Source organism: Citreicoccus inhibens (assembly GCF_019039035.1).
Taxonomy (GTDB): Bacteria; Myxococcota; Myxococcia; order Myxococcales; family Myxococcaceae; genus Citreicoccus; species Citreicoccus inhibens.
Genome location: NZ_JAHNZT010000002.1, coordinates 97509 through 110147, shown reverse-complemented (window position 1 = coordinate 110147; position 12639 = coordinate 97509). Strand labels below are relative to the sequence as shown.

The following is a 12639-nucleotide window of genomic DNA, read 5'->3' as shown; positions in this document are numbered from 1 at the left end:
TTTGGTTGTTACCTTGCTTCATCTGCCGCAGAAAAACGACAGATGGTTCACCGGCTCGGTTGCTTGCTGACCGGGATCAAGAAGGAAGAGGCCGAACTTCATGTCTGACGAGAAGAAGAAGGGCACCGCGGCCAGCGCCATGCCCACCGCGATGGCTCCTCCAGGGCTGATCAACAAGGAAGACATCCCGCAGGTGCTGCCCATCCTGCCGCTGCGGAACAGTGTCTTCTTCCCGGGCGGCGTGCTCCCGCTGGCCGTCGGCCGCCAGAAGACGATTGCGCTCATCAAGGACGCGGTTCGTGACGACCAGGTCATCGGCGTCGTCACCCAGCGCCGCGCCGAGGAGGAGGACCCGGGCGCCTCCGACCTCTACACCATGGGCACGGTTGCCCGCATCGTGAAGCTCCTGAAGATGGGCGAGGACAACTACTCGCTCGTCGTCCAGGGTCTGGCGCGCTTCCGCGTGCTGGAGCTGGTCCAGGAGGCCCCCTACCTCAAGGCCCGCATCGACGCGGTCGAGGACAAGACCTCGGCGGAGAACGTCGAGGTGGAGGCCCTGGGCATCAACCTCAAGAAGCTCGCCCGCGAGGTCATCGAGCTGATGCCCGAGCTGCCCGCGGCGGCCACGGAGCTCGTGGAGAGCATCACGCACCCCGGCCACCTGGCGGACCTCATCGCCGCCAACGTGGACGTGCCCATCGAGGAGAAGCAGGCCGTCCTGGAGACGGTGGACCTCAAGGCACGCATGAAGCTGGTGCTGGAGCTGCTCAACCGCAAGCGCGAGATCCTCAAGCTCTCCAACAAGATCGACTCCGCCGTGAAGGGCGAGATGTCGAAGACCCAGCGCGAGTACTACCTGCGCCAGCAGCTCAAGGCGATCAAGGAAGAGCTCGGCGAGATGGGCGAGGAGGAGGAGGAGCTCGACGAGTTGCAGGAGCGCCTGAAGAAGGCGGGCCTGCCGCCCGACGTGGAGAAGGTGGCGCAGAAGGAGCTCAACCGCCTGAAGACGATTCCGGCGGCCTCCAGCGAGTACACCGTCGCGCGCACCTACCTGGATTGGATCGCGGATCTGCCGTGGGCCAAGCTGTCCGAGGACAACCTCGACATCGAGAACGCGCGCCAGCAGCTCGACAAGGATCACTTCGGCATCAAGAAGGTGAAGAAGCGCATCCTGGAGTACCTGGCCGTGCGCAAGCTGAAGAACGACATGCGCGGCCCCATCCTGTGCCTGGTCGGTCCTCCGGGCGTGGGCAAGACGTCGCTCGGCCAGAGCGTGGCGAAGGCCACGGGGCGCAAGTTCGTGCGCCTGAGCCTGGGCGGCGTGCGCGACGAGGCCGAGATCCGCGGGCACCGGCGCACCTACGTGGGCGCGCTGCCCGGCCGCTTCATCCAGAGCATGAAGAAGGCCGGCACCAAGAACCCGGTGATGATGCTCGATGAGATCGACAAGCTGGGCGCGGACTTCCGCGGCGACCCCAGCGCGGCGCTCCTCGAGGTGCTGGATCCGGAGCAGAACAACTCGTTCAGCGACCACTACCTGGACGTGCCGTTCGACCTGTCCAAGGTGATGTTCGTCGCCACGGCGAACCAGCTCGACCCCATCCCCGGGCCGCTCCGCGACCGCATGGAGATCATCGAGCTGTCCGGCTACACGTTCGAGGAGAAGCAGCAGATCGCCCGCATCCACCTCGTCCCCAAGCAACTCAAGGAGCACGGGCTGTCTCCGGACCACATCGAGATCACCGACGACTCGTTGCTCGTGCTGACCACCTCGTACACGCGAGAGGCCGGTGTGCGTAACCTCGAGCGGCGCATCGCGGACATCTGCCGCGCCATCGCGGTGGAGGTCGCGGGCGGCAAGACGGAGAAGCAGATCATCAACGCCGAGCGCGTGAAGGAGATCCTCGGGCCCGAGATGTTCTACTCGGAGGTCGCGGAGCGCACGGAAGTCCCCGGTGTGGCCACGGGCCTCGCCTGGACGGCGGCCGGCGGCGACCTGCTCTTCATCGAGGCGACGAAGATGGCGGGCAAGGGCGGCATGACGCTCACCGGCCAGCTGGGCGACGTGATGAAGGAGAGCGCGACGGCGGCGCTCAGCTACCTGCGCAGCAAGGCGGAGTCGCTGGGCATCAGCCCGAACTTCCTCGAGAAGACGGACCTGCACCTGCACTTCCCCGCGGGCTCCATCCCCAAGGATGGTCCCTCGGCCGGCGTCACCATCCTCACCGCGCTCACCAGCCTCCTGACGGGCATCCGGGTGCGGCACGACACGGCGATGACGGGCGAGGCCACCCTGCGGGGCCTGGTGCTGCCGGTGGGCGGCATCAAGGAGAAGGTGCTGGCGGCGCACCGGGCGGGCATCAAGCGGGTCATCCTGCCCGAGCGGTGCCGCAAGGACCTGGTGGACGTGCCGGATCAGGCCAAGAACGAGCTGGAGTTCATCTTCGTGAAGGAGATGGACGAGGTGCTCAAGGCGGCGCTGGAGACCTCTCCGTTCAAGGGCGGCGCGTCCGCCTCGGGCGGGGGTGAGCCGGGCAAGGAGGCTCCTGCCATCCCGCCCTCGGCCGAGAGCGCTCCCGAGGTCCGCGCGTAGTTCCAGCGGTCCTCTCGGATGTCACGCGGGCAGGCTCCCTCCTTGGGGGCCTGCCCGTCGTCTTTTCGGCCACGTCCGACGAAAGTCGCGCTGGGCGGACCGGGCGCGACCCACGAAGATGCCGCGCGACCCACGAAGATGCAGCGCGTGACGCGCGAAAGGAGCGCACCGATGAAGTACGTGAACCTGGGCCGCACGGGCCTGCGGGTGTCTCGCCTCTGCCTGGGGTGCATGAGCTACGGCACGCCCAAGTGGCGCCCCTGGGTGCTGGACGAGGAGTCCTCCCAGCCGTTCTTCCGCCGCGCCGTGGAGCTGGGCATCAACTTCTTCGACACCGCGAACATGTACTCGCTGGGCGTCAGCGAGGAGATCACCGGCCGCGCGCTGCGCCGCTACGCGCGCATGGAAGAAGTGGTCGTGGCCACCAAGGTCTTCTTCCCCACCGGGGATGGCCAGAACATGCGCGGCCTGTCGCGCAAGCACGTGGTCCAGGCGTGCGAGGCGAGCCTCAAGCGGCTCGGCGTGGACACCATCGACCTGTACCAGCTCCACCGCATGGATCCGATGACGCCGGTGGAGGAGACGCTCGCCGCCCTGGAGCTGCTCGTGCAGCAGGGCAAGGTCCGCTACATCGGCGCGAGCACCGCGTTCGCGTGGCAGTTCGCGCGCGCGCTCGGCGTCTCCGAGCGCCGTGGCTGGAGTCGCTTCGTCTCCATGCAGAACCACTACAACCTCGTCTACCGCGAGGAGGAGCGCGAGATGCTCCCCCTCTGCGAGGCCGAGGGCGTGGGCGTCATCCCCTGGTCTCCGCTGGCGCGGGGGCTGCTGGCGGGCTCGCGAAAGTCCCTGGATGACCGAGAGTCCACCAAGCGCGCGGGCACTGACTCACTCTCCCCCATCCTCTACGATCACCCCGGCGACTGGGACGTGGTGGAGGCGGTGCGGCAGGTGGCGGAGACGCGCGGGGTTCCGTCCGCCCAGGTGTCTCTCGCGTGGCTGTTGTCCAAGCCGGTGGTGACGGCGCCCATCATCGGCGCGACCAAGCTCACGCACCTGGAGGACGCCGCGCGCGCGGTGGACCTCAAGCTGGAGCCCGCGGAGGTCCAGATGCTGGAGGCGCCCTACCGGCCCCACTCCGTCAAGGGCATGTAGCGCCCCGGGCCTTTCACCCACTCCGCCGCCGAGCGCAGGTCCGCCTCGAAGTGGATCCGCGCCTCGGCCCGAGCGCGCGGCTCGGCGATCCGCTGCACCTGCGCGGGGTCGAACGTGGCCATCCAAGCGTCTGCCCACGGCGTGCGCAGCAGCCGCCCCCGGTCCAGGTGGAAGCGGAAGCTCGGCCCCAGGAACGCGCGCGCGGCCCCCTCGCCCAGCGCGACCACCATCCGAGGCCGCACCGTCGCCACCTCCGCCTCCAGCCACGCCCGGCACTCCGAGTCCTCGACGTCCCTGGGCAGCGACGCCCGGTGCACCGCCGAGCGCCGCAGCCGCGCCCGAGCAAGCACCTCGTCGAGCAGGGACGCCTCGGCGCCGAAGAGCGGATGGCCCGCGCTCGCATCCGCCACGTCGGAGCGCTCGCGCACCAGCATCAACGAAACCGCGCCGTCCCCCGCCCCCACCATCTGCCCCTCGGGGCCGAGCGCGCGAGGCTCGGGCATCCCAGGGTCCGCGACGCCGGCCGCGAAGCGCAGCTGCCCGGCATCCCAGTGCGCGCTCGCGTCGGGCGTGAGGAGACTCCATCGCGCGAACGCGAACCGCCGCGCGACGCGCGGAGCCACGTACCGGGCGATGCGGTGTGCCGGCCGGAACCACGCGACGAACCGCTCGCCCTCATCCGAGGACACGCGACGAAACCGCGCGCCTTCCAGGAGCCTCTGCGCGTCACGCCCCACCGCGCGCTCCATCTCTCGCAGGCGCGCCACATCCCCATCCCCCGAGCGCTCCAGCACGGCGCGCTCCCCGCGCGTGAGTCGCCAGAGGACGCGATAGAGCAGCCCCCAGCGCTCCGCGGAGCGATGACAGGCCACCGCCTCGGCCAGCACGAGGAAATCCCGAGGCACGCTCGCCGCGGCAACGGGCGCCATGCCCGGCGCGAGCCCCCCAGGCGTCCGCATGCTTTCCGGGTCCGAGTGCGCCAAGCCACGAGCGCCCTCATGGGACTCCACGAAGAGCACCCGCTCCGGTGGCGCACCGCGCGCCAGCAGCGTGCGCGCCACCTCGCGAAAGGAGGTCAGCTCGAACGTCACGTGGACGCGCGTGAAGGGCTCGGGCAGGACTCCGGACATGGGCAGCCCCGCGTCCTACCTCACCCGTCCGACACACGCGACCCCGTTCATTCCTCCTTCGCGAGCGAGTCCACGTCCTTCTGCAGTTGGGCGCTGTCCTGGAAGAACGCGTCCAGGGACTGGGTCCGGGCCACGCGGAACGAGGGCGGCAACATCGAGCGCGAGAAGTCCAACTCCGGGCTGAACTCCTCGTTGGCGAGCAGCGTGGGGATGTACGTGAGCAGCAGGAACACGCCCGAGCCCACCACCAGCACGCGCAACAGGCGCACGGGCTCCCAGCGCGTCACGTAGCGCAGGTGCCAGAACAGCCCCCACACCAGCAGGCCCAGGTAGGCCACCTTCGTCAGGAACCCCAGCCCCCAGTGCCACGACAGGCTGAAGCCCAGCGTCGCGGTGGCGGCCGGCACCAGCGTGACGCCCAACAACATCAGCCCCCCGAGGGTGGCGTGGGTGCGGAACTGGAAGCTCCGGCGCGAGATGCGGCTCGCCAGCGACCAACCGCCCGCCCAGAGCAGCGCCACGCCCAGCGGAATCAACCCCGAGGTGAGGAGGTCGCCCCAGTCCGTGCGCTGGTAGTTGGTGACGTAGCCCGAGACGAGGCACGCGAACACCAACACCAGGAGGGTCGCCGTGAAGGCACGAGGCTGTTCGAAGAGGCGCTCGCGGGGAGACTCGGCCATCCGCGCGATGACGGTGTCCTCCACCTTGTGGCTTCGCGGGCGGAAGCGCAGCACCGTGTCCCCCAGCGCCACGCGCGCGTCGGGCGTCAGCACCACCTCGGCCAGCGGGGCCCAGGGGTCCACGCGGAAGGTGCCGTTCTGGCTGCCCAGGTCGCGCACCACCAGCGCGCCGTCCTCGCGCCGCTCGACGCGCAGGTGCGACGCGGACACCTTGGGGTCGTCCAGGATGATGTCGTTGTCGTAGCCGCGCCCCACGCTGACGGGGAAGCGCTCCAGCCGGTGCCGGGCCTGGACACCGTCGCCCTCCAGGACCTCCAGGAAGATCACTTCGTCCACGAGAGGCCCTCCAGGTAGCGCCGCGCCAGCTTGCGGGCGTTGTCCGCGCTGAAGCCCGCCAGGGTGAGACTGGAGTCCACGCCGCTCGTGCTCGCGTTGAGCGTGGCGGCGCGCAGCACCAGGTCATAGAGGCCCGGGAAGCGCCGGTACGCGCGCAGGCACATCGACGCGCGCACGGGCAGCCCGCCCACGTCCACGAACTCCGACTGGCAACGGAAGTTGGTGACGTCCTCGCGCGTGGCGGGGACGGAGTCCGGGTCCTGCGAGTACAGCGAGCTGTACAGCGACGCGAAGCGCAGCGCGCCCAGCTCCCGGCTGCTCACGTGCTGGTGGAGATAGGACACCACGCCCGTGCTGTGATTGGAGGACAGGTAGATGTCCTCCTCGGACGAGCACTGATAGTTCGTCACCGTGTAGGGCGTATCGGGCTCGTGGGCCGTGTCCCCCCAGCACTTGAGGAAGCTGCTCCACCGCCCGGGCACGCGGTAGTCATCCAGCGGCTGCTGCGGCAGGGGTGAGGCGAGCAGTCGCTCCGTCAGCCGCTGCTGATTCTCCAGGAGCTGCTGATGGACCGACGGCAGCAACGACTCGTCCACCTGCTTTCGCGGAGCTTGAAGCACGCGGGCCAGCAGCGCGCGCGCATGCGCCACCGGCACCAGGAACCCGACCTGATTGCCCAGCGTGGAGACGTTGATGCCCACCACGCGGCCCTCGCCCGTGAGCGTGGGCCCGCCGCTCATGCCCGGGTTGATGGCGCCCGTGAAGTGGATGCGCTCGTACAGCGCATCCTGGACGAGCCCGTTGTACGTGCCCTCGACGATGGTGGTGCCCAGGTCGCGCGGGTTGCCCATGGCGAACAGGCGCGTGCCCTGCGCCGGCTCGTGGTCATCCAGCGGGAAGAAGTCCGGGGCTGGCACATCCGTCTGGATGAGGGCCAGGTCGTGCACCACGTCCACGTCCAACAGCCGCACCAACACGGTGCCGGCGCCGCGCTCCAACTCGGCGGTGTAGTCCTCCGGGTGGAGCACCAGGTCGGAGACCACGTGGTAGTTGGTGATGGCGTGCCCCTGGGCGCTCACGAAGAAGGCCGAGCCGATGGACGACTTCGTCCCCGAGCGCCGCTCGATGATGCGCACCTGCGCGACCCGCCCTTGAATCTTGCGGAACAGCTCGTGGGTGGCGGGCGGCAGCACGGGAGGCGGCGCCTCGGGACGCGCGGCCTCTGACGCTCCAGGAGGAACGCCCGGCTCCACCGGGGCCACCACGGGCGTCTGCGCGAGCAACGCGACGGCGATGAGGACGATCATGGGCACGGCGCACAGTACCCCAGGGGGCCCCACACAGGGACAGGACGAAGCAGGGCGGGCCGCCACGGAAGCGCCCGCCCGCGCTCAGCCACGCGGCCCGAACTCGGCGCGCCCCCGCTGTCGCCTGCGCCAGGCGGCATAGGAGGCCACCAGCGCGCCCGCCAGCGCCCCCGCCAGCGCGCCCGCCACCCGCCGAGGCACCACGCCCGCGACGGGAGGCTCCATCCGGAAGCTCTCCAACGACGCGCGCACTTGGGGCGCCAGCGCCTCCCACCGCTCCGCCGGCGCGCTCACCGTCACCACCGCGTGACGCCCCTCGGACGCCAGCGCCGTCACCAGCACCGCGCGCACCTGGCCCGCCTCGCGCAACGTGCCCAGCACCTCCACCCGGGGCACCGGCCCGCCCACCCGGTCCACCCGCTCGGGAGACAGCGTCAGTCCCAACTCCCGCAGGAAGTGCCCCGGCACCGCCGAGGCGAACGCGTCCCGCTCGGAAGGGCTGGCGGAGAAGCCCTGCTCCACCACCGACACCAGCCACGTGGCGGCCTCCGGGCCCTCGCCATCCATCAGCACCGCGGACAGGCCGCGAGACGCCCCGGGCTCCAGCGACACCGCGCCCACGCGCGAGCCGGCGTAGCGCTCCCAGCCTGTCATCCGGAAGGACGCCGGGGGCCGGAAGCTGTAACCATCCCGGCGCAGCTCGGCGCCCAGCGCCCCCTGCTGCACCATCAACATGAGCGTCAGAAGCGGCCACACCACGCGGCGAGCATAGCCCGCGCCACCTGTCCGCCCGTATTCCAGGAAGTCCCGCGCGCCTGCTTCCCCGTGTGACATCCCCCTCGGGCGCGGCTAACGTTCGCGCCCCGATGACTCCAGCCGCCAGGGCCGAATTGGAGGCGCGCGCCGACCGAGCCCTGCGCCGTGGCGAACTCGCCGAGGCCCTCGGCCTCTTCGAGCAGCTCGCTCGTGCCTTCCCCACGGAGGAGGGGCTCGCCCACAAGCTCGTGCTGGTGCGCGAGTCGCTCCAGCCCCATGAGCTGCAGCACCTGCAGAACCGCCCGCGCGAGCCCCACGAGCTGCCGTCGCTCGGCCCCTCCACGCCCATGCAGGAGGGCGAGCGACTCTTCGCGCTGGGAGACTATGTGGGCGCGGCCGCCGCCTATCGCCGCGCGCTCCAGGATCGCCCCGGCAACGAGCTGCTCCAGGAGCGCCTCCTGGAGTTGTACGAGCTGGCTCGCGCCCTGCCCGTCCAGTCGCCCACGGACAAGGCCCTCCCGCCGGAGCCCGAGGACAAGCTGCAGGCCCTGCTGGATCGGCTGGCCTCCCGCCGCCGCCTCAAGCGCGACTGAAGTGCCCTATCTCCCTGGCACCGGGAGATCCGACGTGGGGCGTATTCACGCGTTGCACCCCCCGGAGCGCGCTCCTACAATCCGCCCCGACGTCGCTGTCATAGCGCGGCCTCACCCACGTGACACCCACGTCCGACTTGACTCGTGACCATGACCCGACCCCTGCGACTCGGAGTCCTCACCGGTGGCGGTGACTGCCCGGGGCTCAACGCCCTCATCCGCGGCCTCGTCCGGCGTGGCGCGCACGAGTTCGGCCATGAATTCGTCGGCATCGAGAACGGCTACATGGGGCTGTGCGAGCCGGAGCTCGTCCGCCCGCTCGGCGTGGAGGACACGCGCGGCATCCTGCCCAAGGGCGGCACCATCCTGGGCACGTCCAACCGAGCCAACCCCTTCGCCTACGCCCTGCGCGAGGGCGACCACTGGGTGGAGCGGGACGTGTCGGACCGGGTGCTGCGCCGCTGCGAGGAGCTGGGCCTGGATGGGCTCGTCACCATCGGCGGCGACGGCACGCTGTCCATCGGGCACCGGTTGGCGGAGAAGGGCCTGAAGGTCGTCGGGTGTCCGAAGACCATCGACAACGACCTGTCCGGCACGGACCAGACGTTCGGCTTCGACACCGCGCGGCTCATCGTCACCGAGGCGCTAGACCGCCTGCACTCCACCGCCGAGTCGCATGACCGGGTGATGGTCGTCGAGATCATGGGCCGGCACGCGGGCTTCCTCACACTGGACAGCGGCATCGCGGGCGGCGCGGACGTCATCCTGCTGCCGGAGATTCCGTACCGCGTGGAGTCCATCGTGGAGAAGATCCGCCGCCGGGCCACGCGCCGGCGCAGCTTCTCCATCATCGCCATCTCCGAGGGCGCCTTCCCCGAGGGCGGCACGCTGGCGGTGATGGAGAAGGCCGAGGACATTCCGGGACGCGGCGTGGTGCGGCTGGGTGGCGCGGGCAAGGTGTGCGCGGATCTGCTGGCGCGGCACATCGACGCGGAGATCCGCGTCACGGTGCTGGGCCACTTGCAACGCGGTGGCAGTCCCAGCGCGGCGGACCGCGTGCTGGCCACGCGCTACGGCTGCAAGGTGTTGGACCTGGTGCGCGACGGGCAGTGGGGCCACATGGTGGCGCTGCGCAACAACGCCATCGTCGCGGTGCCGCTGAGTGAGTCGCGCAAGGAGCGCCGGGTGGATCCGCACGGGGAGCTGGTGCGGTTCGCCAAGAGCATGGGAATCGGATTCGGGGACTGAGTCGAGGGAGCAGGGGCAAACGCGAACCATGACGCTCGTCGGCCGCCATATCGGTCGTTATCGCATCCTGGAGGAGCTGGGCTCCGGGGGCATGAGCGTCGTGTACAAAGGGCTCGACACCGCGCTCGATCGCGAAGTGGCCGTGAAGGTGCTGCACCCGCACCTGGCCGGCAAGGACGAGTCGCGCAAGCGCCTAGCGCGCGAGGCCCGCGCGGTGGCCAAGCTGCACCACCCCAACATCCTGGAGGTGTTCGACTTCTCCCCCGCCGAGGCCCACGACGCCTTCATCGTCACCGAGTACATCCGAGGCCGCACGCTCAAGACGTACCTGGACGAGGGCGCGCTGGAGCCGCCCGAGCTGGCGGCGATGATCATCCACGAGCTGGCCGCGGCGCTCGCCCACGCGCACGAGTCCGGCGTCATCCACCGCGACCTCAAGCCCGACAACGTCATGGTGCGCGAGGACGGCGTCCTCAAGCTGATGGACTTCGGCATCGCGCGGCTGCTCGACATCGAAGAGCGGATGACCGTCACTGGCACGCTGGTGGGATCGCCCGCGCACATGTCCCCGGAGATCATCGAGGGACTCGAAGCAGGCCCCGAGGCGGACGTCTTCAGCCTGGGCATCATGTTCTATGCCCTGCTCACCGGCCGCCTGCCCTTCAGCGCGCCCAACACCACCGCCACCCTCAAGCGCATCCTCGATGGCGCCTACGAGGACCCTCGGCGCCGCGTGCCCTCGCTGTCCGATGAGCTGGCGGAGATCTGCGCCCTCTGTCTTCAGCGCGACCCGCGCCGCCGCTACGCGGACGCGGGCCAGCTCCGCGACGCGCTCGCGGACTACCTCACCGGCCTGGGCTTCCCGCGCGTGGGCGAGGAGCTCGTGTCGTTCTTCGCCGACCCGCCCTCGTACAAGAAGCTCGCGCGCCAGCGCATCGTCGCGGCGCTGCTGGAGCGCGGGGAGCGCCTGCTCGCCGAGAAGCGCACCCCGCGCGCCCTCGCGCACCTGAACCAGGTGCTCGCGCTGGACGCGGACAATGCGCGCGCCCTCGCGCTGCTCAAGAACGTCCAGCGCGCCCAACGGCTGCGCACCTGGCGCCGCCGGGGCCTGCGACTGGGCACCGCCGCCGTCGTGGCGGGCGTGCTCGGCACGGTGGGTTGGAAGGTCCATGCCCTGCGCGAGCCCGCGGCGCCCGTGCCCACCCCGCCCTCGGCGACCGCGCCAACGCCCCAGCCCATTGCCCGGGTGACGCCGCCCCCCACGCGCGCCACGCCCCCGGCGCCGCCCGTCACGACCGTCGTGCGGACCGCCATGGAGCGCCCGCCAGCTCCGCATCCGGCGCCGCCAGAGTCCACCGAGGAGCCGCGCTCGGCGGCCCGCAAGGGGACCGCCCCCGTGCGGACGATGCCCGTGTCCATCCTGGTGCGGCCCTATGGCTTCGTGCGGGTGGATGATGCGCCGGCCAGCGCGCAGCCGCTCGCGCAGCACAACGTGCAGACGACGCCGGGCCGCCACTCCGTCACCATCACCTGCGACTACTGCGAGGACACCACGGAGACCATCGACGTGAGCGCCGAGGGCGACAACGTCTTCCGGCTGCGTGCGCTGCTCAAGCCCTCGCAGCTCTCGTTCGATTATCAGCCCGCGGACGCGCTGGTGCAGGTGGGCGACACGCGCCGCACCGCGCACGACAGCCTGGCCCAGCCCTTCGAGATCCGCTCCCCGCGCGGCCCGGCCAGCTTCCAGCACCGCGTCGAGGTGGAGATCAGCCGCCCGGGCTTCCGCGCGGAGAAGCGCGTCGTCCTCCTGGAGCCGGGCAAACCCACCACCTTGCGCGGAACCCTGCACCCCGAATGAGCCGCGCCCTGTCGCTCCTCCTCTTCTGCCTGGCGCTCGCGCTCGCCCTGCCCGCGCGAGCGCAGGAGCCGACCGACCCCGAGGTGTCCGCCCTCCGCGCCGCCTTCGAGTACGGCAAGTACGCCGAGGTGCTGGACCGCGCGGGCCAGCGCATCGACCGCGGCAACCTCGGCCCCGAGGACCTGGAGGAGCTGCAGAAGCTGGCGGGACTGGCGGCCTTCAACCTGGGGCGCACCGAAGAGGCCGCGCGGCACCTGCGCGCGCTGCTGCGCTTGGATCCCGACTTCAACCTGGATCCGTTCGTCGTCCCGCCCCCGGCCGTGGCCTTCTTCGAAGACCTGAAGGGCCAGATGGCCAGCGAGTTGGAGTTCCTCCGGCAAGAGCAGCGGCTGCGCGTGGAGCGCGAGAAGTCCGAAGCGGAGCGCCGCGAGCAGGAGCGGCTGGCGGCCGAGACGCAGCGCCGCCGCGCCGAGGAACTCTCGAGACAGGTCGTCGTGCGCACGGTGGAGAAGCGCAACTTCCTGGTCAACTTCGTGCCCTTTGGCGCGGGCCAGTTCCAGCAAGGCCGCAACAGCCTGGGCATCGTCTTCGCCGCGACCGAGGGCGCGCTCGCGGTGACGAGCATCATCTCCTTCTTCGCGTACGGCTCGCTCTACAAGGAAGGCTTCATCCGCCTCGACAATGTCTATGACGAGGACGGACAGGCCTCCATCCCGGTGCGATACATCCCCACGGACCGCGCGCGGCAAGCGGACACGTGGCAGTTGCTGAAGCTGGCGTCGGCGACGGGCTTCTACACCGTCTATGCGCTGGGCGTGGTGGACGCCATCTACCACCACGAGGATCAAGTCGTGCGCACCACCATGGAGGCTCGCCCGGAGCCCTCGCCCTCCGAGTCCCTCCGCTCTCCTGCCCCCCCGCCCCTGCGACTGCGGCTGCATGCCTCCCCGGACGGCGTGGGCGCGGGCCTCACCCTCAAGTTCTAG

10 protein-coding genes are annotated in these 12639 nt (G+C 70.5%); 6 read left to right on the top strand and 4 right to left on the bottom strand.

Features of this window, described 5'->3' with window-relative positions; genetic code table 11:
• Positions 1-100 precede the first annotated feature (100 nt).
• Both lon and KRR26_RS03070 read left to right on the top strand, forming a co-directional pair.
• Complete coding sequence (gene lon, locus KRR26_RS03075) at positions 101-2593, top strand: endopeptidase La (protein WP_217079081.1); 2493 nt, start codon at positions 101-103, stop codon at positions 2591-2593.
• Positions 2594-2764: 171 nt separating this feature from the next.
• On the top strand, positions 2765-3745 hold the full coding sequence (locus KRR26_RS03070; RefSeq protein ID WP_120203855.1) for an aldo/keto reductase: 981 nt from the start codon (positions 2765-2767) through the stop codon (positions 3743-3745).
• Here the strand turns inward: KRR26_RS03070 and KRR26_RS03065 are convergent.
• The 4 genes from KRR26_RS03065 to KRR26_RS03050 form a co-directional block, all read right to left on the bottom strand.
• Positions 3715-4875 carry a DUF4130 domain-containing protein gene (locus tag KRR26_RS03065; RefSeq protein WP_236068250.1) on the bottom strand — a complete coding sequence of 387 codons (1161 nt, stop codon included), beginning with the start codon at positions 4873-4875 and terminating at the stop codon, positions 3715-3717. The two genes, KRR26_RS03070 and KRR26_RS03065, sit on opposite strands and share 31 nt — an antisense overlap.
• Before the next feature lie 47 nt (positions 4876-4922).
• Positions 4923-5891 (bottom strand): FHA domain-containing protein, encoded by a 969-nt coding sequence (locus KRR26_RS03060; RefSeq protein ID WP_217079080.1) that lies wholly within the window; start codon positions 5889-5891, stop codon positions 4923-4925.
• Entirely contained in the window at positions 5879-7198 is a 1320-nt protein-coding gene (locus tag KRR26_RS03055) for a S1C family serine protease (protein ID WP_120203852.1), read from the bottom strand. Before KRR26_RS03055 ends, KRR26_RS03060 begins: the two co-directional genes overlap by 13 nt.
• An 84-nt stretch (positions 7199-7282) precedes the next feature.
• Complete coding sequence (locus KRR26_RS03050) at positions 7283-7933, bottom strand: hypothetical protein (RefSeq protein ID WP_217079197.1); 651 nt, start codon at positions 7931-7933, stop codon at positions 7283-7285.
• A gap of 131 nt (positions 7934-8064) precedes the next feature.
• Between KRR26_RS03050 and KRR26_RS03045 the strand changes: the two genes are divergently transcribed.
• From KRR26_RS03045 to KRR26_RS03030, 4 genes are all read left to right on the top strand, one after another.
• Positions 8065-8547: a hypothetical protein gene (locus KRR26_RS03045; protein ID WP_120203850.1), complete on the top strand. Its 483-nt coding sequence runs from the start codon at positions 8065-8067 to the stop codon at positions 8545-8547.
• A gap of 150 nt (positions 8548-8697) precedes the next feature.
• Positions 8698-9795: a 6-phosphofructokinase gene (locus KRR26_RS03040; protein WP_120203849.1), complete on the top strand. Its 1098-nt coding sequence runs from the start codon at positions 8698-8700 to the stop codon at positions 9793-9795.
• Positions 9796-9823: 28 nt separating this feature from the next.
• The gene (locus KRR26_RS03035; protein ID WP_217079079.1) at positions 9824-11653 is read left to right on the top strand and encodes a serine/threonine-protein kinase; all 1830 of its coding nucleotides are present in this window, start codon (positions 9824-9826) and stop codon (positions 11651-11653) included.
• Complete coding sequence (locus tag KRR26_RS03030) at positions 11650-12639, top strand: hypothetical protein (RefSeq protein ID WP_120203845.1); 990 nt, start codon at positions 11650-11652, stop codon at positions 12637-12639. The genes KRR26_RS03035 and KRR26_RS03030 overlap by 4 nt, the downstream gene beginning before the upstream one ends.

Excerpts from the sequence above, each read along its gene's own strand:
- KRR26_RS03040 (WP_120203849.1), top strand. The coding sequence starts at position 8,698 with ATGACCCGACCCCTGCGACTCGGAGTCCTCACCGGTGGCGGTGACTGC.
- KRR26_RS03055 (WP_120203852.1), bottom strand. The coding sequence starts at position 7,198 with ATGATCGTCCTCATCGCCGTCGCGTTGCTCGCGCAGACGCCCGTGGTG.
- KRR26_RS03045 (WP_120203850.1), top strand. The coding sequence starts at position 8,065 with ATGACTCCAGCCGCCAGGGCCGAATTGGAGGCGCGCGCCGACCGAGCC.
- KRR26_RS03050 (WP_217079197.1), bottom strand. The coding sequence starts at position 7,933 with ATGTTGATGGTGCAGCAGGGGGCGCTGGGCGCCGAGCTGCGCCGGGAT.
- KRR26_RS03065 (WP_236068250.1), bottom strand. The coding sequence starts at position 4,875 with ATGTCCGGAGTCCTGCCCGAGCCCTTCACGCGCGTCCACGTGACGTTC.
- KRR26_RS03070 (WP_120203855.1), top strand. The coding sequence starts at position 2,765 with ATGAAGTACGTGAACCTGGGCCGCACGGGCCTGCGGGTGTCTCGCCTC.
- KRR26_RS03030 (WP_120203845.1), top strand. The coding sequence starts at position 11,650 with ATGAGCCGCGCCCTGTCGCTCCTCCTCTTCTGCCTGGCGCTCGCGCTC.
- KRR26_RS03035 (WP_217079079.1), top strand. The coding sequence starts at position 9,824 with ATGACGCTCGTCGGCCGCCATATCGGTCGTTATCGCATCCTGGAGGAG.
- lon (WP_217079081.1), top strand. The coding sequence starts at position 101 with ATGTCTGACGAGAAGAAGAAGGGCACCGCGGCCAGCGCCATGCCCACC.